Annotated in this window: 11 protein-coding genes; 9 read left to right on the top strand and 2 right to left on the bottom strand. The window is 76.0% G+C overall.

Annotation, left to right across the window (positions count from 1 at the left end; genetic code table 11):
- The 7 genes from RKE29_RS13465 to RKE29_RS13435 form a co-directional block, all read left to right on the top strand.
- The coding region (locus RKE29_RS13465; RefSeq protein WP_312005448.1) for an SDR family NAD(P)-dependent oxidoreductase at positions 1-3334 on the top strand (3334 nt) is incomplete at its 5' end.
- 63 nt (positions 3335-3397) lie between these two features.
- Positions 3398-9994, top strand: coding sequence for a type I polyketide synthase (locus RKE29_RS13460; RefSeq protein ID WP_312005447.1), 6597 nt, complete (start codon positions 3398-3400; stop codon positions 9992-9994).
- A 49-nt stretch (positions 9995-10043) separates the two neighbouring features.
- Entirely contained in the window at positions 10044-14051 is a 4008-nt protein-coding gene (locus RKE29_RS13455; protein ID WP_312005446.1) for a beta-ketoacyl synthase N-terminal-like domain-containing protein, read from the top strand.
- A gap of 36 nt (positions 14052-14087) precedes the next feature.
- Positions 14088-14864: an alpha/beta fold hydrolase gene (locus RKE29_RS13450; protein ID WP_312005445.1), complete on the top strand. Its 777-nt coding sequence runs from the start codon at positions 14088-14090 to the stop codon at positions 14862-14864.
- Between the two features lie 100 nt (positions 14865-14964).
- Positions 14965-16380, top strand: coding sequence for an FAD-dependent oxidoreductase (locus RKE29_RS13445; protein WP_312005444.1), 1416 nt, complete (start codon positions 14965-14967; stop codon positions 16378-16380).
- 155 nt (positions 16381-16535) lie between these two features.
- Positions 16536-17075, top strand: coding sequence for a transcriptional regulator (locus tag RKE29_RS13440; protein ID WP_312005443.1), 540 nt, complete (start codon positions 16536-16538; stop codon positions 17073-17075).
- Positions 17072-18634, top strand: a complete 1563-nt coding sequence (locus RKE29_RS13435) for a DHA2 family efflux MFS transporter permease subunit (RefSeq protein ID WP_312005442.1) — start codon at positions 17072-17074, stop codon at positions 18632-18634. The genes RKE29_RS13440 and RKE29_RS13435 overlap by 4 nt, the downstream gene beginning before the upstream one ends.
- A gap of 121 nt (positions 18635-18755) precedes the next feature.
- On the opposite strand, the gene RKE29_RS13430 is transcribed toward RKE29_RS13435, so the two are convergent.
- Together RKE29_RS13430 and RKE29_RS13425 are read right to left on the bottom strand one after the other, a co-directional pair.
- A complete protein-coding gene (locus tag RKE29_RS13430) occupies positions 18756-19529 on the bottom strand; it encodes an alpha/beta fold hydrolase (protein WP_312005441.1) in 774 nt (257 codons plus the stop codon).
- A gap of 406 nt (positions 19530-19935) precedes the next feature.
- Positions 19936-20298: a hypothetical protein gene (locus tag RKE29_RS13425; RefSeq protein WP_312005440.1), complete on the bottom strand. Its 363-nt coding sequence runs from the start codon at positions 20296-20298 to the stop codon at positions 19936-19938.
- 216 nt (positions 20299-20514) lie between these two features.
- On the opposite strand from RKE29_RS13425, the gene RKE29_RS13420 reads away from it, so the two are divergent.
- Both RKE29_RS13420 and RKE29_RS13415 read left to right on the top strand, forming a co-directional pair.
- Complete coding sequence (locus tag RKE29_RS13420; protein WP_312005439.1) at positions 20515-20955, top strand: Lrp/AsnC family transcriptional regulator; 441 nt, start codon at positions 20515-20517, stop codon at positions 20953-20955.
- Between the two features lie 44 nt (positions 20956-20999).
- The gene (locus RKE29_RS13415; RefSeq protein WP_312005438.1) at positions 21000-22670 is read left to right on the top strand and encodes an amidohydrolase family protein; all 1671 of its coding nucleotides are present in this window, start codon (positions 21000-21002) and stop codon (positions 22668-22670) included.
- Positions 22671-23470 lie beyond the last annotated feature (800 nt).

The raw sequence follows: 23470 nt of genomic DNA, 5'->3' as shown, positions 1-23470 counted from the left end.
CGCCGAGTACTGGTACACCAACCTGCGCCAGGAGGTGCGGTTCGACCAGACCGTACGGGCCCTGCTCGCCGACGGGTTCGGCTTCTTCGTCGAGTCCAGCCCGCACCCGGTGCTGACCGTGGGCCTGGCCGAGACGTTCGAGGACACCGGCCGGGAGGCGGTGGCCCTGGGCACCCTGCGCCGGGACGAGGGCGGCACCGAGCGGTTCCTGGCCTCGCTGGCTTCAGGCCACGTGCGCGGCNTGGCCTCGCTGGCTTCAGGCCACGTGCGCGGCCTGCCGGTGGACTGGAGCGCGGTGTTCGCCGGCACCGGCGCCCGGCGCGTCGGCCTGCCCGGGTACGCCTTCCAGCGCGAGCGCTACTGGCTGGACCTCGGCCCCGAATCCGCGGGCGACGCCGCCGGCTTCGGCCTGCGCCCCACCGGGCACCCGCTGCTGACCGCGGCCGTCGAGGTCGCGGGCGGCGGCGAACTGCTGCTGACCGGGCGGCTCAGCCTGCGCACCCACCCCTGGCTGGCCGACCACGCGCTGCACGGCACCGCCGCGCTGCCGGGCGCCGCGCTGGCCGAACTCGCCCTGCACGCCGCCGACCGCGCCGGCCTGGACCGGGTGGCGGAGCTGGCCGTGGAGGCGCCCCTGACGGTGCCCGAGCACGGCGGCGTACAGGTGCAGGTGTCCGTGGCCGCCGCCGACGGCGACGGGCGCCGCGCGCTGGCCGTCCACTCCCGCGCGGAGACCCCGGGGGACGACGCCGGCGCCGACGCCCCCTGGGTCCGGCACGCCACGGGCCTGCTGGCCGCGGGCGCGCCGGACGAGCCGGCCGCCGCCGAGGAGCTGACCGCCTGGCCGCCGGCCGACGCGCAGCCCGTCAGCATCGCCAACTTCCACAAGCGCGTCGCCGACGCCGGCCAGGAGTACGGCCCCGCCTTCCAGGGCCTGCGCGCCGTGTGGCGCCGGGGCAAGGACGTGTACGCCGAGGTCGCGCTGCCGGAAGACGCCCAGGGCGCAGCAAGGGGCGCGGCCGGGTTCGGCATCCACCCCGCCCTGCTGGACGCCGCGCTCCAGCCGGCCCTGCTGGAGGAGCGCACCAGCGCCCTGCTGGCCGACTGGACCGGCGTCACCCTGCACGCGGTCGGCGCCACCGGGCTGCGGGTGCACCTGCGGCCGGCCGGCGACGCGGGCGCGGTCGCCGCCACGCTCGCCGACCTGACCGGCGCGCCCGTCGCGTCCGTCGCCTCCGTCGCCCCCCGCGCCGTCACCGCCGACGAGCTGCGCGGCGGCGCGGACCGCACGCGCGACGCGCTGTTCCGCGTCGCGTGGTCGCCGGTGCCCGCCCCCGGGCAGAGCGCCGACTGGGTCGTCCTCGGCGACGACCACCTCGGCTTGGTCGACGCGCTGGAGGAGTCCGGCGCCTACCCGCAGGTGTACGACGGGCTCGGCGCGCTGGCCGAGGCCGTGGACGCCGGCCTGCCCGCGCCCGAGCTGGTCGCCGTCTGCGCCGGCGGGGCCCGGCCGGCCGGGGACGACCTCGCCGCCGAGGCCGCGGAGTCGACCGCCCGGCTGCTGACCCTCGTACGGCAGTGGCTGGGCGACGACCGGTTCACCGCCTCCCGGCTGGTGGTCGTGACCCGGGACGCGGTCGCCGCCCAGCCCGGCGACGAGGCCGGCGACCTGGCCCACTCCGCGCTGTGGGGCCTGGTGCGCTCCGCGCAGTCCGCGCACCCGGGACGGTTCGCGCTGCTGGACCTGGACGACGACGAGGGCACCCTGGCGCTGTTCCCGAGCGCGGTCCCCGCGGCCGTCGCCTCCGGCGAGCAGCAGATCGCGCTGCGGGCCGGGGCGGTCCTGGTGCCCCGGGTGGTCCGCGCCGACGACACGCCCCGTACGGCCGACGCGGTCCGGTGGGACGCCGACGGCACCGTGCTGATCACCGGCGGCACCGGGGGACTGGGCGGCCTGCTGGCCCGGCACCTGGTCACCCGGCACGGCNCCGACGGCACCGTGCTGATCACCGGCGGCACCGGGGGACTGGGCGGCCTGCTGGCCCGGCACCTGGTCACCCGGCACGGCGTACGGCACCTGCTGCTGGTCAGCCGCAGCGGCCCGCGGGCCGCGGGCGCCGCCGGCCTGGAGCGGGAGCTGACCGGGCTCGGCGCGTCGGTGACCGTCGCCGCGTGCGACGTGTCCGACCGGCAGGCCCTGGCCGGACTGCTGGACGCCATCCCCGCCGACCACCCGCTGACCGGCGTCGTGCACGCGGCGGGCGTCCTCGCCGACGCCCCCATCGAGTCCCTGACCGGCCAGGACGTGCGGCGCGTCTTCGCGCCCAAGGTGGCCGCCGCGGTCCACCTGCACGAGCTGACCCGGGAGTCGAAGCTGTCGGCGTTCGTGCTGTTCTCCTCCGCGTCCGGCGTGCTCGGCAGCATCGCGCAGGCCAACTACGCGGCCGCCAACGCCTTTCTCAACGCGCTCGCGCACAGCCGCCGCGCCCAGGGCCTGCCGGCCCAGTCCCTCGCCTGGGGCCTGTGGGCGCGGGGCGGCGAGATGGCCGCCGCCGCCGACACCGCCAAGTTCGCGCGGGCGGGCATCCTGCCGCTGTCCGAGGCGGAGGGCACGGCGCTGTTCGACCACGCCGCCACGCTCGACGAGGCGCTGCTGGTGCCCGTGCGCCTGGACCTCGCGGCGCTGCGCACCCGCGCGGCCGACGGCACCCTGCCCGACCTGCTGCGCGGCCTGGTGCGCGCCGCGCCCGCCGCCAAGCGCGCGGTGGCCGCGGGCGAGCAGCGGCAGGAGGTCCCCGACTGGCCGGCGCGGCTGGCCGGGCTGTCCGCGGCGGACCAGCACCACACCCTGGTGGAGCTGGTGCGCGGGCACGTGGCCTCGGTGCTCGGCCACGGCACGCCCGAGGCCATCGAGCCCGACCGCCCGTTCAACGAGCTGGGCTTCGACTCGCTCACCGCGCTGGAGCTGCGCAACCGCCTCGGCGCGGCCGTCGGCGAGCAGCTGCCCGCGACCCTCGTGTTCGACTACCCGACGCTGAACGCCACCGCCGCGTTCCTGCGCGAGCAGCTCGCCCCCGCGGGCGCCGCGGCGCCCGCCCTGCCCGCGCTGGCCGAGCTGGACGCGCTGGAGGCGGCCCTCGCCTCGGTGGGGGCGGACGACGACGAGACCCGCAGGAAGGTGACACACCGACTGAACGCCCTGGTGTCCAAGTGGCACGACTCCGGGCAGGGGGGGCGCGTCCCCGAGCAGCGGGACGACGCGCGGGACGACCTGGAGGCGGCGACGGACAGCGAGCTGTTCGCGCTGCTCGACGGCGAACTGGACACAGAGTGACCACGGCCCACGACCACGACAGCGACGTACCGGCCTTGGCCACGAACGGGGTGTAGGAAAAGGATGAACAGCGAAGACAAGCTCCGCGACTACCTCAAGCGCGCCACCACCGACCTGCGCAAGGCCCGGCGCCGGATCCGGGAGCTGGAGGAGGCCGAGCCGATCGCCGTCGTCAGCATGGCCTGCCGCTACCCGGGCGCCGCGTCGACGCCCGAGAAGCTGTGGGACCTGCTGGCCGCCGACGGGGACGCGATCTCGGGATTCCCCGACAACCGCGGCTGGGACCTGGAGAGCCTGTACGACCCGGACCCGGACTCCGAGGGCAAGAACTACGTGCGGGAGAGCGGGTTCCTGCACGAGGCGGGCGACTTCGACGCCGACTTCTTCAGCATCAACCCGCGCGAGGCCCTGATCATGGACCCGCAGCAGCGGCTGCTGCTGGAGACCTCCTGGGAGGCGTTCGAGCGGGCCGGCATCCCGCCGACGTCCGTGAAGGGCAGCCGCACCGGCGTGTTCGTCGGCGCCGCCACCATCGACTACGTCACCGGCCACCAGCGGGTGCCCGAGGGCATGGAGGGCTACACCGGCGTCGGCTCGTTCGCCAGCGTGATCTCCGGCCGGGTCGCCTACACCTTCGGCCTGGAGGGCCCCGCCCTCACCGTCGACACCGCCTGCTCCTCGTCGCTGGTCGCCCTGCACCTGGCCGTACGGGCCCTGCGGGACGGCGACTGCACGCTGGCGCTGGCGGGCGGCGTCGCCCTGATGCCCACCCCGCAGGGGTTCATCGCCTTCAGCAGGCAGCGCGCCCTGTCGCCGGACGGGCGCTGCAAGGCGTTCGCCGCCGCGGCCGACGGCTTCGGCCCGTCCGAGGGGGCCGGCGTCCTGCTGCTGGAGAAGCTGTCGGACGCCCGCCGCAACGGCCACCCGGTGCTGGCGCTGCTGCGCGGCTCGGCGATCAACCAGGACGGTGCCAGCAACGGCCTCACCGCGCCCAACGGCCCCTCCCAGGAGCGGGTCATCCGGGACGCGCTGGCCGACGCCCGGCTGTCGGCCGACCAGGTGGACGCGGTGGAGGCGCACGGCACGGGCACGACGCTGGGCGACCCGATCGAGGCCAGGGCGCTGCTGGCCACCTACGGCCAGGGCCGCGAGGAGGACCGCCCGCTGTGGCTGGGGTCGGTCAAGTCCAACCTCGGCCACACCGCGCACGCCGCCGGGGCCGCCGGGGTCATCAAGATGGTGCTGGCGCTGCGGGGCGGCCTGCTGCCGCGCACCCTGCACGTGGACGCGCCGTCGCCGCACATCGACTGGTCCTCGGGCGCGGTGCGGCTGCTCACCGAGCCGGTGGACTGGAAGCGCGACGGCCGCCCGCGCCGCGCCGGCGTGTCGGCCTTCGGTATCAGCGGCACCAACGCGCACGTCATCGTCGAGGAGGCGCCGCTGCCGGAGGAGGAGGCCGCGCCGGCGGACTCCTCCTCCGGCGCTGCGGACGCCGCCGCCCCGCGGGTCCTTCAGCTGCCTGTCGTGCCGTGGGTGGTCTCCGGCCGCAGCGAGCCGGCCCTGCGCGACCAGGCCCGGCGGCTCGCCGGCCACGTCGAGCGGCACCCCGGCCGGTCCCTGCCGGATGTCGGGCACTCCCTGGCGTCGACCCGCGCCGCGCTCGACCAGCGGGGCGTGGTGCTCGCCGCCGACCGGGACGGCGCCCTGGCCGGCCTCGCCGCGCTCGCCGCGGGCGAGGCGGCCGCGGGCGTGCTGACCGGCACCGCCCGCACCGGGGCCGCCCGGGTCGCGTTCGTCTTCCCCGGCCAGGGCTCGCAGTGGTGGGGCATGGCGGCGGAACTGCTGCGCACCTCCCCGGTGTTCGCCGCGCGGCTCGCCGAGTGCGACGCGGCCCTGCGCCCCCACCTGGGCCGGTCGGTGACCGACGTGGTGCGCGGCGAGGGCGACCCGGCGGCCCTGGAGGACGTGGTCGTCGTCCAGTCCGCGCTGTGGGCCGTCATGGTCTCGCTGGCCGCCGTGTGGCGGGCCGCGGGCGTCGAGCCGTCCGCCGTGGTCGGCCACAGCCAGGGCGAGTTCGCGGCGGCCGCCGTCGCCGGCGCGCTGTCCCTTCAGGACGCCGCCAAGGGCGTGGCGCTGCGCGCCCGGGCCATCGCCGAGGGCCTGTCGGGCCGCGGCGGCATGGTGTCGGTGCCGCTGCCCGCCGAGCGGGTCCGCGAGCGGATCGCGGCCTGGACCGGCCGGATCTCCGTCGCCTCCGTCAACGGCCCGTCCTCCACGGTCGTCTCCGGCGAGCCGGCGGCGCTGGCGGAGCTGCTGGCCGCCTGCGAGGCGGACGGCGTGCGCGCCAAGCGGATCCCCGTGGACTACGCGTCCCACTCCGCGCAGGTCGAGGCCATCCGCGACCAGGTCCTCGGCGCGCTGAAGGACATCCGGCCGCGCGCCGCCGAGATCCCCTTCTACTCCACGGTCACCGGCACGGTGTTCGACACCACCGGCCTGGACGCCGAGTACTGGTACACCAACCTGCGGCAGACCGTCCGGTTCGCCGACGCCGTACGGGCCCTGCTCGCCGACGGCTACCGGTTCTTCGTCGAGTCCAGCGCGCACCCGGTCCTCACCGTCGGCCTCACCGAGTCCTTCGAGGACGCGGACACCGACGCCGCCGCCCTGGGCACGCTCCGCCGCGAGGAGGGCGGCGCCGGGCGGTTCCTGGCCTCGCTGTCCGAGGGGTGGGTGCGCGGCCTTCCCGTCGACTGGGACGCGGTGTTCGCCGGGTCCGGCGCGCGGCGCGTCGACCTGCCCACGTACGCCTTCCAGCACCAGCGCTTCTGGCTGGAGGCGGAGTACAAGAACGCCGCCGACATCGCCGACCTGGGCGTGGCAGCGGCGGCCCACCCGCTGCTCGGCGCCGCCGTGCGGGTCGCCGGCACCGGCCAGCTGGTGTTCACCGGGCGGCTGTCGCTGAAGAACCAGCCGTGGCTCGGCGACCACGTCGTCGGCGGCGCCACGCTCGTCCCCGGCGCGCTGGTCGTCGAACTGGCGCTGCACGCGGCCCGGCAGGCGGGCTGCGGCCGGGTGGCGGAGCTGACCCTGGAGCGCCCGGTGGTGCTGCCCGACCAGGGCGGGGTGCACGTCCAGCTCACCGTCGGCGCCCCCGACGAGGCGGGACACCGCACGCTGGAGCTGTACGCGCGCGCGGACGACGCCGACGCGGACACGCCGATGACGCGGCGGGCCGTGGCCGACCTCGCCCCGGACGAGGGGGCCGCCGTCGGCCTCGCGGACTGGCCGCCGCCGGGGGCGCGGGAGCTGGACACCGCGGACATGTACCAGCTCGCCCAGGACTCGCCCTACCGGTTCGGGCCCGCCTTCCAGGGGCTGCGCTCGGCCTGGCGGCTGGGGGACACGGTGTTCGGCGAGGCGGCGCTGCCGCAGGAGGTCCAGCAGGACGCCGGGCGGTACGGCATCCACCCGGCGCTGCTGGACGCCGCCCTGCACGCCATGGGATACGGCGACTTCCTGGGCGACGGGACGTACGTGCCGTTCGCCTGGCGGGACGTGTCGCTGCACGCCGTGGGCGCCGCCGCGGTCCGCGTGCGGGTCGCACCGGCGGCGTCCGGCGACGGCGTCACGGTGCTGCTGGCGGACGCCGAGGGCGCGCCCCTGGCATCCGTCGGCACGCTGGTACTGGCCCCGCTGCGCGAGGAGCACCTGGATGACGCGGCCGCGGCCGCGGGCGACGCGACGCGGGACGCCCTGTTCCGCGTCGACTGGACGCCGCTGCCGCTCGACGCGGGCGCCCCGGCCGGGGCCGGCTGGGTGGCGCTGGGCCCCGACGCCCACGACCTGGTGCCCTCGCTGCGGAACGCCGACGCCCTCGCCGGCTCGTACGACACCCCGCAGGCGCTGGCCGCCGCGATCGAGGCGGGCGCGCCCGCGCCCGAGGCGGCCCTGCTGTCGTACGCCGCGGGCCCGGCCCGGGACCTGGCCGCGGCGGTGCACGGCTCCGTGGCCGGTGCCCTGGGCACGGTCCAGGCGTGGCTGGCCGACGAGCGCCTGAAGGCCACCCGCCTGGTGGTGATCACCCGGCAGGCGGTGGCCGTCCACCCGGGCGAGGACGTCGCCGACCTCACCCACGCCCCGCTGTGGGGCCTGGTGCGCGCCGCCCAGGCGGAGAACCCCGGCCGCTTCCTGCTGGTGGACCTCGACGAGCGCGACCAGTCGCGGGCCCGCACCGCGACCACGGTCAAGGCGGCGCTGGCCGCCGGCGAGCCGCAGGTCGCCCTGCGCTCCGGCACCGCGCTCACCCCCCGCCTCGGCCGGGCCAACGCGGGCGAGCTGCTGGCACCGCCCGCGGACGCGGCGGCCTGGCGGCTGGACACCACCGGCCCGGGCACGCTGGAGAACCTGGCGCTGCTGCCGCACCCCGAGGCGCTGGCCCCGCTGGAGCAGGGCCAGGTGCGGGTGTCGGTCCGGGCCGCCGGCGTCAACTTCCGCGACGTGCTGGTGAGCCTCGGCATGGTGCCCGGCCAGGAGCGGCTGGGCAGCGAGGGCGCCGGCGTGGTGACGGAGACCGGCCCCGGGGTGACCGGGCTCAAGGCCGGCGACCGGGTCATGGGCCTGCTGCCCGACCCGTTCGGACCGGTGTCCGTGGTCGACCAGCGGCTGGTCGTGCCCATGCCGCGCGGCTGGTCGTTCCAGCAGGCCGCGGCGGTCCCCGCCGCGTTCCTCACCGCGTACTTCGGCCTCGCCGACCTCGGCGGGCTGAAGGACGAGGAGACCGTGCTGATCCACGCCGCCACCGGCGGCGTGGGCATGGCCGCGGTGCAGCTCGCCCGCTACTGGGGCGCGGAGGTGTACGCCACGGCCAGCGAGGGCAAGTGGGACACCCTGCGGTCGATGGGCTTCGACGACGCCCACATGGCCTCCTCCCGGACCCTGGAGTTCGAGGAGAAGTTCCTGGCCGCCACCGGCGGGCGCGGTGTGGACGTGGTGCTCAACTCCCTCGCCAAGGAGTTCGTGGACGCGTCGCTGCGGCTGCTGCCGCGCGGCGGCCGGTTCCTGGAGATGGGCAAGACCGACCCGCGCGACCCGCGGGACGTCGCCGCCGCCCACCCCGGCGTGACCTACCGCGGATACGACCTCATCGACGCGGGCGCCGACCGGATCGGCGAGATCCTCACCACCCTGGCGAAGCTGTTCCAGCGGCGGGTGCTGCGGCCCCTGCCGGTGCGCACCTGGGACGTGCGCCGGGCGCCGGAGGCCTTCCGGCTCATGAGCCAGGCCAAGCACACCGGCAAGCTCGTGCTGACCGTGCCGCGGCCGCTGGACCCCGCGGGCACCGTCCTGGTCACCGGCGGCACCGGCACCCTGGGCGGCCTGCTGGCCCGGCACCTGGTCACCCGGCTCGGCGTACGGCACCTGCTGCTCACCTCCCGCCGCGGCCCGCAGGCCGCGGGCGCCGAGGAGCTGACGGCCGAGCTGACCGGGCTCGGCGCGGACAGCGTGACGGTCCGCGCCTGCGACGCGGCGGACCGGGAGGCGCTGGCCGCCGTCCTGGCGGACATCCCCGAGGGCCGGCCGCTGACCGCCGTGGTGCACACCGCGGGCGTCCTGGACGACGGCGTCGTGGAGTCCCTGACGCCCGAGCAGGTCGACCGGGTGCTGCGGCCCAAGGCGGACGCGGTGGTCAACCTGCACGAGCTGACCCGCGGCCTGGACCTCGCGGACTTCGTGCTGTACTCGGCGGGCGCCGGCGTACTGGGCAACCCCGGCCAGAGCAACTACGCCGCCGCCAACACCTTCGTCGACGCGTTCGCGCACCACCGCCGCGCCCAGGGGCTGCCCGCGGTGTCCATGGCCTGGGGCTACTGGGCCGAGACCAGCGAACTGACCGGGCAGCTCGACGAGTCCCACGTGGCGCGCATCACCCGCTCGGGCGTGCTGCCGATCACCGCGGAGGACGGCATGGCGCTGTTCGACGCGGGCCGCGCGGTCGGCGAGGCGCTGGTCGTACCCACCCGGCTGCACCTGCCGACGCTGCGCGACCAGGCGGCCGCGGCGCCGCTGCCGAGCATGCTGCGCGCGCTGGTGACCGGTCCGCGGCGGGCCCGCCAGGCCGCGCGGGCGGGCGCGGCCGTGGAGTCCCGCTCGCTGCGGTCCCGCCTGGCCGGGCGGTCCGCCGCCGAGCAGCGGCAGACGCTGGTGGACCTGGTCCGCTCGCACGTGGCCGCCGTCCTCGGGCTGGCCGGCACCGAACCGGTGGGCCCCGACCGGGCGTTCAGGGACATGGGCCTGGACTCGCTCACCGCGGTGGAACTGCGCAACCGGCTCGGCGCGGCCACCGGGCTGAGCCTGCCCAGCACCCTGGTGTTCGACTTCCCCACGCCGCGCGAGCTGGCCGAACACCTCTACCCGCAACTCGTCGCCGACGCCGAGGAGGCGCCCGCCACCGACCCCGAAGAGGCCCGGATCCGCGCCGTACTGGCCGCCATCCCGCTGGCCAGGCTCCGCAACACCGGCGTCCTGGACACCCTGCTCCAGCTGGCGGCCGACCCTGCCGAGTCCGCCGCCGAGCCCACCGAGGCGGCGGACTCCGGATCTATCGCCGACATGGACGTCGCCGACCTGGTCCGCGCGGCGCTCGGCGGCGACTCGTGAGACGGGCCGCCGGACCGGGCCGCGCCCCGAAACAGGAACGGAGTTGGTGATGGCGACGTCACAGGATCAGATCGTCGAGGCCCTGCGCGCGGCGCTCACCGAGGCCGACCGGCTGCGCAAGCGGAACCAGCAACTCGTCTCGGCGGCGACGGAACCGGTCGCGATCGTGGGCATGGCCTGCCGCTTTCCGGACGGGGCCCGCTCGCCCGAGGAGCTGTGGGAGCGGGTCGCGGCCGGGCGGGACATGATGACCGGCATCCCGGACGACCGGGGCTGGGACGTGGCGGGCCTGTTCGGCGAGGGCGGCGCCTCCACGGCGCGGGAGGGCGGATTCCTCGCGGACGTCTCCCACTTCGACGCCGAGTTCTTCGGCATCTCGCCGCGGGAGGCGCTCGCGATGGACCCCCAGCAGCGCGTGCTGCTGGAGGTCGCCTGGGAGGCCTTCGAGCGGGCGGGGCTCGACCCGCTGTCGCTGCGAGGCAGCCGGACCGGGGTGTTCGTCGGCGTGTCGTACTCCGCGTACGGGTCCGACGTCACCCACGTCCCGGCCGAGGTCCAGGGCTACTCGATGACCGGCAACGTCACCAGCGTGGCCTCCGGGCGCATCTCCTACGCGCTGGGCCTGGAGGGGCCCGCCCTGTCGATCGACACGGCGTGCTCCTCCTCTCTGGTCGCCCTGCACCAGGCCGCCCACGCGCTGCGCGCCGGCGAGTGCACGCTGGCGCTCGTCGGCGGGGCGACGGTGATGCCCACGCCCGCGCTGTTCGTGGAGTTCTCCCGGCAGCGCGGGCTCGCCTCCGACGGCCGGGTCAAGGCGTTCGCCGCCGCCGCGGACGGCACCGCCTGGGCCGAGGGCGCGGGCGCGCTCGTGGTCGAGCGGCTGTCGGACGCCCAGCGCAACGGGCACCGGATCCTCGCGGTGATCCGCGGCTCGGCCGTCAACCAGGACGGCGCGAGCAACGGGCTCACCGCGCCCAGCGGCTCCGCCCAGCGCCGCGTCATCCGCGCCGCGCTGGACGGGGCGGGACTCGCCGCCGACGAGGTGGACGCGGTGGAGGCGCACGGCACCGGAACCCGGCTCGGCGACCCCATCGAGGCCCGCGCCCTGCTCGCCACCTACGGGCAGGGCCGCCCGGCGGACCGGCCGCTGTGGCTCGGCTCGGTCAAGTCCAACTTCGGGCACACCGGGACGGCCGCCGGCGTGGCCGGAGTGATCAAGATGGTGCAGGCGATGCGGCACGGCGTGCTGCCGCAGACCCTGCACGTGGACGAGCCCAGCACCGACGTGGACTGGTCCGCGGGCGCCGTGCGCCTGCTCACCGAGCCGGTGCCCTGGCCCGAGACCGGCCGCCCCCGGCGCGCCGGCGTGTCGGCCTTCGGCATCAGCGGCACCAACGCGCACGTCATCGTCGAGCAGGCCCCACCCGCGCCGCCGCCCGGCCCCGGCCCGGCGCCGGCCGGCCGGCCCGTACTCCTGACGGTCGCCGGCCGCAGCGAGGCCGCCCTGCGCGCGCAGAGCCTGCGGCTGGCCGACCACCTCGCGGCCCACCCCGAGGTGCCGCCGGCCGACACCGGCTACTCCCTCGCGACCACCCGCGCCGCGCTCGGCCACCGCGGCGTGGTGGTCGCCGCCGACCGCGACGAGGCGCTGCGGGGCCTGCGGGCGCTGGCCGAGGGCACCCCGGACGCGGCGGTCACCGAGGGCGTCGCCCGGGACGCCGGCCTCCCGGCGTTCCTCTTCACCGGCCAGGGCGCCCAGCGCCCCGGCATGGGGCGCGAGCTGTACGAGGCGTTCCCGGCCTTCGCGGCGGCCTTCGACGCCGTGTGCGAGAGCCTGGACGCGCACCTTCGGCGCCCGCTGCGCTCGGTGGTGTTCGCCGCGGCGGACACGCCGGAGGCGGCCCTGCTGAACGAGACCGCCTACACCCAGACCGCCACGTTCGCCCTCCAGGTGGCGCTCTACCGGCTGTGGGAGTCCTGGGGCGTCACCCCGCGGTTCCTCATCGGCCACTCGGTGGGTGAGCTGTCCGCCGCCCACGTCTCCGGCGTGCTGACGCTGCCCGACGCGGCGGCGCTGGTGGCCGCCCGCGGCGCGCTGATGCAGCGGCTGCCCGCGGGCGGCGCGATGTACGCGCTGCAGGCGTCCGAGGCCGAGGTCGCGCCGCTGCTCGCCGGACGCGAGGCGGAGATGTCCCTGGCGGCGGTCAACGGGCCCCGGGCGACCGTGGTCTCCGGAGACGAGGCGGCGGTCGCGGAGGTCGCCGCCCGCCTGGCGGAGCAGGGCCGCAAGACCAGGCGGCTGACGGTCAGCCACGCCTTCCACTCGCCGCGGATGGACCCGGTCCTGGAGGACTTCCGGCGCGTCGCCGACCGCCTGGCCTACGCCCCGGCCGCCGTCCCGGTCGTCTCCAACGTCACCGGGCGGCTGGCCGCGCCCGGCGAACTGGGCACCGCCGAGTACTGGGTGCGGCACGTCCGCTCGGCGGTCCGCTTCCTCGACGGCGTGCGGACGCTGGCGGAGCAGAACGTGACCGCCTTCGTGGAACTGGGCCCCGACGCGGTCCTCACCGCGATGGCCCGCGAGTGCCTGGGCGGCCGGGCCGAGGCCGCCGCCCTCATCCCCACCCTGCGCCGCGGGCGGCCCGAGGTCCGCGCCGCGCTCGGCGCGGTGGCCGCGGCCCACGTGCGGGGCGTCAGCCCCGACTGGCGCGCGCTGTACGGCGGTGCGGCCCGCCGCGTGGACCTGCCGACGTACGCCTTCCAGCGGCAGCGGTTCTGGCTGGAGGACGCCGACCCGGCCGCCGACGGCGTCGTACCGGCCATGGCGCCACGCGCCGCGGCACTGCCCTCGGCGCAGCCCTCGGCGCTGCCGGACCCGCGGACCGTACGGGCGTCCCTGGGCGACCGGCTGCGCGGGCTGGACGAGGACGCCGCCTACGAGCAGGCACTGCCCGTGGTGCGCCAGTACGTCGCCGGCGTGCTCGGCCACGCCTCGGCGGACTCCGTGGACACCGCCCGGCCCTTCACCGACCTGGGCTTCGACTCCATGACGGCCTTCGAACTCCAGGTCCGGCTCGGCGCGGCCGCCGGGGTCGACCTGCCCGCCACCCTGACCCTGGACCACCCCACGGTCGAGGACCTGACCCGCTTCCTGGTCCGCACCCTGGCCGCCGAGGCCCCGGCGGCCGCCGCCCCCGCGGCGTCCTCCTCGCCCGAGGGCCTGGGCGCGCTGTTCCTGCGGGCCTGCCAGGAGGGCGGCGCGGCGCGGGCGCACGACCTCATGGCCGGTCTCGCGGACTTCCGCCCGTCCTTCACCACGGGCGCCGGCCTGGACCGCGCGCCGCGCACCGTCTGGCTGTGCGACGGCCCCGAAGAGCCGGTCGTCCTCAGCTTCCCGTCCTTCGTGTGGCAGCAGAACTTCTACCAGTACGCGCGGCTCGCCGCCGGGTTCCGCGGCAGCCGCGCCATGGCGATGACCGGGCTGCCCGGCTTCCAGACCGGCGAGCCGCTGCCCGCCTCCGTGACCGCGCTGGCCGAGGCGCTGGCCGAGGCCGTGCTGCGCGCCGCGGACGGCAGACGGTTCGTCCTGCTCGGGCACTCCGGCGGCGGGACGGTCGCCAGCGTGGTGACCGCGGCCCTGGAAGGCCGCGGCGCGGGTCCGGCCGCCCTGGTGCTGCTGGACACCCCTACCTGGGGCGGCCGGCACGGCCTGGGCACGGCGGCGTGGGGCGCCGCCGTGCAGGACGCGCTGCTCGGCCGCAGGGACGTCATCGAGCAGGCGGCCGACGGCGCCGGGGAGGCGTGGATCACCGCCCGCGCCCGGTACGCCGGCTTCGACTACACCGTGCCGAAGATCCTCGCCCCCACCCTGCTGGTCCGCGCCGACGAGCCCCTGGGCGCCGCCGCCGGACAGCCCGGGGACGACGGATGGCGCGTCAGCTGGGAGCTTCCGCACACCCTGGTCGACGTGCCCGGCGACCACTTCTCCATGCTTGAGGCCGACAACGCGGCCAAGACCGCGCAGGCCGTCGAGAACTGGCTCCGCGAACCGCGGTGACAGGCTAGGCGATTCACAGAAAACAGGAGTGTGGACATGACCTCATGGGACCGAAAGGCCGGGCCGTGGCTGACCCGGTTCACCTCGCCGTCGGCAGGCGACGAGAGGATCCAGCTGGTCTGCCTTCCGCACTCCGGCGGATCGTCGACCTTCTTCGCGCCGCTCGCCCGCGAGATGCCCGGCTCGGTCGAGGTGCTGGCGGTGCAGTACCCCGGCCGCCAGGAGCGGCGCGCGGAGCCGTTCATCGACGATATGGACGAGCTGGTCGCCCGAATAACCGACGCCCTCGGGCACGCGGGTGACCGTCCGCTGGCCCTCCTCGGGCACAGCATGGGGGGCCTGGTCGCCTGGGAGGTGGCCCGCGCCCTCCAGGCCCGCGGCGCCCGGCTGGCCGGCCTCGTCGTCTCCGGCCGGGGCGCGCCGACGGTCCACAACATCCACAACGGCGTGAAGCTGTACGAGCTGAGCGACGACCAGCTCGTCGCCCAGCTGCGCGAGCTGAGCGGCACCAGCGCGAGCATCCTCGCCGACGACGGGATGATCCGGATGCTGCTGCCCGCGCTGCGCAACGACTACCGGGTCGTCGACAGCTACCGCCACCGTCCCGGGCCGCCGCTGACCTGCCCGATCGGAGTCTTCCTCGGCACGTCCGACCCGTGGGCGCGGGAGGAGTACGCGCGCGGCTGGCGGGAGGAGTCCACCGGCCGGGTGGAGTTCCGCAGCTTCCCCGGCGGCCACTTCTACCTCAGCTCGCAGTGGCGGAAGGTGGCCGAGGCGGTGGCCGAGACCCTCGTGGGCGTCGCGGCCGACTGACCGGCGCGCCCCGCCGCGCCCTGCCGCGCCGCGCCGCGCCGGAACCCCGGGACCCGCAAGGAAAACCAGGAAGCCCTCAGGAAGGAAGAGAAGGAAGACTATGGCAGGAACAACGAGAGCGGTGGTCCTGGGAGCGGGGATGGCGGGCATGCTCGCCGCGACCGCGCTGGCGCGCCACGTCGACGCCGTCACGGTCCTGGACCGGGACCGGCTGCCGGACAACGCGGACGCGCGGCGCGGCGTGCCGCAGGCCAAGCACACCCACGTGCTGTGGTCGGGCGGGGCGCGGGTGATCGAGTCGCTGCTGCCCGGCACCACGGACCGGCTGCTGGGGGAGGGGGCCCACCGCATCTCGCTGCCCGAGGACCTGGTGTCGCTGACCGCCTACGGCTGGCAGCAGAGGTTCCCCGAGACCCAGTTCATGATCGCCGCCAGCCGGCCGCTGCTGGACTGGACCGTGCGCGACCAGGCGCAGCGCTCGCCCAAGGTCACCGTGCTGGGCGACACGGACGTCATCGGGCTGCGCGGCGACGCCGGGCGGATCACCGGCGTCACCTGCAAGCCGCGCCGGGAGGGCACGGTGTCGGTGCTGGAGGCCGACGTCGTGGTCGACGCCACCGGCCGCGGATCCCCGATGAAGCGGTGGCTCACGGGCCTGGGCCTGCCGCCGGTCCAGGAGGACGTCATCGACTCGGGGATGGCCTACGCCACCCGGGTCTTCCGCGCTCCGGAAGGCGCCCGCGGCAGGTTCCCCCTGGTCAGCGTGTACGCCGACCACCGGGCCGGGGTGCCCGGCCGCAACGGCATCCTGCTGCCCATCGAGGGCGGCCGCTGGATGGTGACGCTGTCGGGCACCCGCGGCGGCGAGCCGCCGACCACCGAGGAGGGCTTCGCCGAGTACCTGCGCACGCTGCGCCACCCCCTGATAGCCGAACTCGTCGAGAACCTCGAGCCGCTGACGGGTGTGCAGGCGTCGCGCTCCACCGCCAACCGCCGCCTGTTCTACGACCGGCTGGTGAGCTGGCCGGACGGCCTGGTGGTGCTGGGTGACGCGGTGGCCGCGTTCAACCCGGTCTACGGGCACGGGATGAGCGCGGCGGCGCTCAGCGCCCGGGCGGTGGAGGCCACCCTGGCCGACGGCGGACTGCGGCCGGGCATGGCGCGTGACGTGCAGCGGGCCATCGGCGCCGTCGTGGACACGCCGTGGTCGCTGGGCACCTCGCAGGACATCTGCTACCCGGACGTCTACACCCAGACCGAGGACCCGCGGCTGACCCGGTTCGCCGGCGAGCGGCGCCGCCAGGCCGACCTGATCGGCGCGGTCGCGCTGGCCGACCCGGTGGTGTGCGCGGCGGCCCTCCAGGTCAACACCCTGTCGGGGGCGGCCGACGCGCTCCAGGCGCCCGACGTGCAGGCGGTGCTGGAGAAGGCGGGCACGCCCGCGGCGCTGACCGAGCCGACGCTGACACAGGAGGAGCGGCACGCCGCCCAGACCCCGGTCAACGTGGTCGGCTGACGTTCCCCCTGACGGGTTCTTAACCCCTTCTCACCTGCGGCCAGGGGCGGTTGACGCCCCTGGCCGCGTCGTTCCGCTTCCCTTTGCCGCCGTTCCTCATTACAGTAACGACTGAAACTTCTAGCAAGTGCACAACGCCCTAGGGGGTTAGCGACATGTCGTCAGACTCCGACCCGGGACCCGACGCCGTACAGGCGGACGTGGCGGCCTGGATGGAGCGCGTGACGGCGTGGTTCATGCAGCAGGCCGGCTGGCCGCCCATCATGGGGCGGACGATGGCCTGGCTCATGGTGAGCGACCCTCCCGAGCAGACCGCCGCGCAGATCGCCGAGGCCGTGCGTGCCAGCCGCGCCTCGCTGACCACCACCCTGCGGCTGCTCACGGAGGCCCGGATGGTGCAGGCCGTCACCCGCGCCGGCGAGCGTGCCACGTACTACCGCATCACCGAGGACGCCTGGTCGGGCGTGCTCAAGCGGCGGCTCGCCAGCCTGACGTCCTTTCTCGACATCACCAGTGAAGGGCTGCGGCTCTTCCCGGACGGCGCTCCCGGCGCCGCCCGGATGCGCGAGGCCCACCGGATGTTCGCGTGGCTGAACTCCGAGGCGGAGCCCATGTGGAAGCGCTGGGACGCCGTCAACCACGGCGATCCGCAAGATGACAGGGACGATAGGAAAGAGAACGGGATGTCGTCATGAACGAGGAGTCGCGCAAGTGGTGGGCGCTCGGCGCGATCGGGTTCAGCCTGCTGGCCGTCGGAGTCGACGCCACCATCCTCAACGTCGCGCTGCCCACGGTCAGCACCGACCTGAACGCGTCGACCAGTCAGCTCCAGTGGATCGTGGACGCGTTCACCCTGGTCCTGGCGGCGGCCCTGCTGCCGGCCGGCCTGCTGGGTGACAAGTTCGGCCGCAAGAAGCTGCTGATGGCCTCGCTGGTCCTGTTCGGCGCGGCCTCACTGTGGTGCGCCTACTCCGGCTCGGCGGGCAACCTGATCGCCGCCCGCGCGGTGCTGGGCCTGGCAGCGGCCTTCCTCACCCCGCTGTCCACCTCCGTGCTGCTGAACCTCTTCGAGACCGAGCAGGAGCGGACCAAGGCGATCGGTGTCATCGCCGTCTCGCAGATGCTGGGTCTGCCGCTCGGGCCGATCATCGGCGGCGCGCTGCTGAACCACTTCTGGTGGGGTTCGGTCTTCCTGATCAACGTGCCGCTGGTGCTCCTCGGCGTGCTCGCCGTCGCCAAGCTGGTGCCCGAGTCGCGCGGCTCGGAGAAGGTCGGCATCGACTTCGTCGGCGTGGTGCTCTCCAGCGTCGGCCTGACCGCCCTCACCTTCGGCGCCATCGAGGCCGGCGAGAAGGGCTGGGGCAGCACGGAGACGGTGCTGTCGCTGGCCGGCGGCGCGGCGGTACTGGCCCTGTTCGTCTGGTGGGAGTTCCGCGTCACGGCCGCCGCCAAGGACCCGCTGGTCGACCTCACACTGTTCCGCGAGCGCGGCTTCGTGTGGGGTTCGATCCTCAGCACCATCGTGAGCTTCGCGATGTTCGGCCTGATGTTCACGCTGCCGCAGTACTTCCAGTCGGTCCGCGGCGCGGACGCGCTCGGCTCGGGCGTGCGGCTGCTGCCGCTCATCGGCGGCCTGCTGGTCGGCGCGAGCGTCATCAACAAGCTGCCCCAGGACGCTGGCACCAAGACCGTGCCCGCCCTCGGGTTCGTGCTGGTGGGCGCCGGGCTCTTCATGGGCACGTACACCGACGTCTCCACCGGGTACGGCTTCGTGGCCGTCTGGCTCGTGGTGATCGGCGCCGGCCTGGGCCTGGCCATGACCCGGTCGATGTCGGCCGCGCTCAACCCGCTGCCCAAGGAGCGCAGCGGCGTCGGCTCCGCGGTCGTCCAGGCCCTGCGCCAGGTCGGCGGCGCGATCGGCGTCGCGGTCCTGGGCGCCGTGGCCAACTCCAGCTACCGCGGCAACCTCGACCTGCCGGGCACGCCCGAGCCGGTCGTGGACGCGGCCGGGCGCAGCGTCGCCACCGGCGTGGCCGTGGCGGAGAAGCTGAAGAGCGCCGCCATGCTGCGCGAGGTGCGCGAGGCCTTCATCGACGCCATGCACACGCTGCTGTACGTCTGCTCCGGCATCGGCGTCGTGGCGGCCCTGCTGGCCCTGGCGTTCATGCCCAAGGGCTCCGCCGCGCCGCAGAAGGACGGCGAGCCGGCCACCGACGCCCCGGCCGAGACCAAGGGCGCCGGGTCGGTCGTCTGACACCCCTCGCCTGCGGTCCCCCCTGAACGCCGCTGCACCGCGTACCCGTGAACGCGGTGCAGCGGCTTCGCACGTCTCGTGCCACCGCCGGCCGGCGCGGTCACCGGCCGGCCGGGCACGGTCAGCCGCTCGCGGCCTCCTTGGTGAAGGCGGCGATGAACTCCGAGACGGACGCGGCCACCCCGGCCTGGTGGTCGTTGAGGTAGAAGTGGCCGCCGGTGAAGCTGCGGAAGTGGAAGCCGCCCGTGGTGTGCGCGCGCCACGCGGACGCCTCGTCCAGGGAGACCCGCGGGTCCGACTCGCCGGTCAGCACGCCGACCGGGCAGCGCAGCCGCGGCTCGGGCGCGGGCTGGTGCGTCTCGATCGCCTTGTAGTCGGCGCGCAGCGCGGGCAGGATCATGCGGATCAGCTCGTCGTCCTCCAGCAGGCTCGCGGCGGTGCCGCTGAGGCTGCGGATCTCCGCGATGAAGGCGTCGTCCCCCAGCGTGTGCGCGTTCTCGTCGCGGGGCACCGAGGGGGCGCGGCGGCCGGAGGCGATGAGCCCCAGCGGCGCGGCGTCCGCGGCCTCGAACCTGCGCGCCAGCTCGTAGGCGAGGACCGCGCCCATGCTGTGCCCCATCAGCACCAGCGGGCGGTCCGCCCGCTCCCGCAGCACCGGGAAGAGCCGGTCGACCAGCACGTTCAGGTCGTCGATCGGCTGCTCGTCGCGGCGGTCCTGCCGGCCCGGGTACTGGATGCTGAGCACATCCACCTCCGGCGACAGCGCCCTGGAGAGCTGGAAGAAGAACGGCGCGGAACCACCGGCGTGCGGGAGGCAGACCAGGCGGACCTTCGCGTCGGCGGCCGGGTGGAACTGCCTGACCCAAAGGGCGCTGTCCTGCTGGGGAACGGTCATGCTGTTGGGCTCCTCACCTGGGGAGTTCCGCTGGGAGTTCCACGTTACGGGAACGACTCCGCCCACTTCGCCGGGCAGCCGTAAGCGGGCGCGCGGGCACACCGCGGCAGGCGAAACGGGCGGAACCATGCTAGGTAAGGCAGAGTTGCCGCCGCACCCCTATCCAGGCCCCTGCGCACCCCTAAGTGCGGCCTTGACCGGGAGTTTTCGGTCAGGCGTGCGGCGCGGGGCCAGAACCGGACCGCCCGGCCGGAGGGGCCGGAAGGCTGGCGGGAAACCGGTGCGCGACCGGCCGGAGAAGGCCGGGAGAACCGCCGCGGGTACCGGTGGTCAGGGGGACGCGGCCGTCGGCACGCCGTCGGGCCGCACGGCCCGGCCCCCAGGGGGGAGGCGGTGGCGCGGTGCGTCAGCGGCGCCGACGCGCCCGCGGCACCCTGATCGGCCGGGAACCGGGCCCGCCGATGTGCGAGAAGGGCTGCGTCCGCCAGTCCAGGCTCTCCGGCAGCGTCAACAGCAGCGCCGCGTCCTGCTCCTGGGCGTCCAGGGACTCGTCGGCGGGGGAGGCGTCGGCCACGCCGCGGCCGGTGCCGGGGCACACCGTGAGCCCGAACGGGTCCCACGGGGAGGCGCACAGCGCGTGCTCCGGCAGGACGTCCTCGTCCGCCAGCAGGGCGATCGGCTGCGCGCAGTCCGGGCAGATGACCCGGAACATCTCGTACGTCTCGTAGATATCGAGATCGCCTTCGTCGAGGCGCTCGGGGTTGGGCATATTCTTTCCCCCTCGAAATGGGCCGGTAAGGCGCGTGGCCTCGACCACAGCAAGCATTTCCCGCCGCCTGGGGCGCGTAATCGCCGCGCTCCCCCGGACGCTCGCCATGCGATGTGGCGTTCGTCACATCCTGGGTGCGGGTGCTGGCGCGTCGGCCCGCCGCCGCCGCGTGCGCCTGCTGTGCCGCACCCCCTCCGACCGCATAAGGTGATCGGCGTGGAGGAGTTGGACAGGCAGATCGTGGAACTGCTCGTCAGGGACGGGCGCATGAGCTACACCGACCTGGGCAAGGCCACCGGCCTGTCCACCTCGGCGGTGCACCAGCGGGTACGCCGCCTCGAACAGCGGGGTGTCATCCGCGGGTACGCCGCCCTCGTCGACCCCGAGGCCGTCGGACTGCCGCTCACCGCCTTCATCTCCGTCAAACCCTTCGACCCCAGCGCACCCGACGACGTCGCCGACCGGCTGGCCGACGTGCCGGAGATCGAGGCGTGCCACAGCGTGGCCGGCGACGAGAACTACATCCTCAAGGTCCGCGTCGGCACCCCGCTGGAGCTGGAGAACCTGCTGGCCCGCATCCGCACCCTGGCCGGCGCGTCCACCCGCACCACCGTCGTGCTCTCCACGCCGTACGAAGCCCGCCCGCCGCGCGTGTGACACGCCCGGCGCCCGCGCCGCCCGGCCGGGCGCACACTGAACCCATGAACGATCGCCACGACGCCCCGGGGGAGGGCGGCCGGGCCGTGCTGCTGCGCGGCGGCACCGTCCACAGCCCCGCCGACCCCCGCGCCACCGCCCTGCTCGTACAGGGGGACACCGTCGCCTGGGTCGGCTCCGAGGCCGGCGCGGACAGCATCCTGGACGGCGCGCGCGGCGCCGCGGTGGAGGTGGTGCGGCTCGACGGGGCGCTCGTCACGCCCGCCTTCACCGACGCCCACGTGCACGCCACCGCCACCGGTCTGGCCCTCACCGGTCTGGACCTGTCCGGCGCCGGCACCCTCGGCGAGGCCCTGGCGCGCGTGCGCGCCCACGCCGTCGCCCGCCCCGGCGACCCGGTGCTGCTCGGCCAGGGCTGGGACGCGAGCCGCTGGCCCGAGCGGCGGCCCCCCACCCGCGCCGAGCTGGACGCGGCCGCCGGCGGCCGCCCCCTCTACCTCTCCCGCGTCGACGTGCACTCCGCCGCCGTCACCACCGCCCTTCTCGACCGCGTCCCCGACGTCACCGCCCTGACCGGCTACCACCCCGACCGGCCGCTGACCGGCGCCGCCCACCACGCCGTGCGCGCCGCCGCCCTCGCGGGCGTCGGCGCCCGGCAGCGTGACCAGGCGCAGGCCGCCGCCCTGGCCCGCGCCGCGGCCCTGGGCATCGGCACCGTCCACGAGTGCGGCGGCCCCGACATCTCCAGCGAGGACGACTTCACCGGCCTGCTGCGGCTGGCCGCCGAGCGGCCCGGCCCGCGGGTCGTCGGCTACTGGGCCGAGCACGTCACCGGCGCCGCGGGCGCGGACAAGGTGCGCGCGCTCGGCGCCGCCGGGGCCGCGGGCGACCTGTTCGCCGACGGCTCCCTCGGCTCGCACACCGCCTGCCTGCACCAGCCGTACGCCGACACCGGCGGCACGGGCGCCGCCTACCTGGACGCCGCCGCCGTCGCCGCCCACGTCGCCGCCTGCACCGAGGCGGGCCTCCAGGCCGGTTTCCACGCCATCGGCGACGCCGCCGTGACCGCCGTGGCCGACGGCGTGCGCGCCGTCGCCGACGCCCTCGGCCGGGCCCGGGTGCGCGCCGCCCGGCACCGCGTCGAACACGCCGAGATGCTCACCCCCCGCACCGTGGCGGCCTTCGCCGACCTCGGCCTGACCGCCTCCGTGCAGCCCGCCTTCGACGCCGCCTGGGGCGGCCCGGACGGCATGTACGCCGAGCGGCTCGGCCCCGGCAGGGCCCGCACCCTCAACCCGTACGCGGCCCTGCTGCGCGCCGGCGTGCCGCTGGCCCTGGGCTCCGACAGCCCGGTCACCCCGCTGGACCCGTGGGGCGGCGTCCGCGCCGCCGCCTACCACCGCACCCCCGAGCACCGCATCCCGGTGCGCGCCGCCTTCACCGCCCACACCCGCGGCGGCTGGCGGGCCGCCCGCCGCGACGGCGGCGGCCTGCTGGTGCCCGGCGCCCCCGCCGACTACGCCGTCTGGGCGGCCGGCTGGGACCACGGCCGGGAGGGCGACGGGCCGGAAGCCGCCGCGCCCGGCGCGGCCTGGTCCACCGACGCCCGCCCCGCGGCCCCCGCGCTGCCCCCGCTCGCCCCGGGCGGCCAACTCCCGGTGTGCGTGCGCACGGTGGTCGCGGGCCGCACCGTCCACGAACGTCCGAACGAGTGACGCGCACCGCATCGGCGTACCGCCGAACGATGTGCCCTCGGCCTGTCGCGGCACGTGAACACCGTCCGTACTGACCTGCTCATTTCGGAAAACACCGCAGGTCATACGGCTGTTGACAGGAAGCGGTCGGCGACGGGTAGTTTCGGCCGCGTCCACCACAGGACGTCCGGCCAGGAAGTCTCCACGCAGTCGTCGCACGCCGCTGGGCCACGCCGGTGGTGCGCCCACCGGCGCGCCACCGCTGGGAGCCAGGTCCAGCGCACGGGGGCGGGGGAGGGTCACCGGGCCGGCAGGTGAGACCCCGGGAGGGGCCCGGGCGCTCAGTAGACAACGGCTCTCGGCCGACTCGCAGCCAGCGGGTGCCGGGCCGGCCCGAAGGGCGTCCGGGTCCCGCTCCAGCCGCGTCGGCGCCCAGATGTACTGGTCACGGGTGTCGGCAACGCTCGTGATCAGTACACCTGGCGCGTACCCGCCGTCCGCCGCGCCCGTCCACTGCGCCGCCGCGCCGGCCCGCTCCCAGCCGCCCCGGAGCAGCCGCCGTCCGGTGGGCGCCGCCGTCGCGGGGGAACGGACCGCCGTACGGAATCGTTGCTCACCGCATGGCACCTCCCGTCGCCGCACGCTGTACGGTCGGCTCACCATCACCACCGCCCGCACCCCTGGGAAGGCCCTGACCCGTGCCCTCCGGTTCCGACATCACCGCCGCCACGGCCGACGGCCCGGCCGCGGACGGGGCGCGTCCCGCGCAGGCGGGACCGGACCCCCGGGCCGCGGCACGGCCCGGGCGCGGCGCCCCGGCG

This window comes from Streptomyces sp. B1866, from assembly GCF_031932565.1.
Lineage (GTDB): Bacteria > Actinomycetota > Actinomycetes > Streptomycetales > Streptomycetaceae > Streptomyces.
Note: the sequence above shows the minus strand (reverse complement) of the source record. Positions and strands in the feature narration are given on the sequence as shown.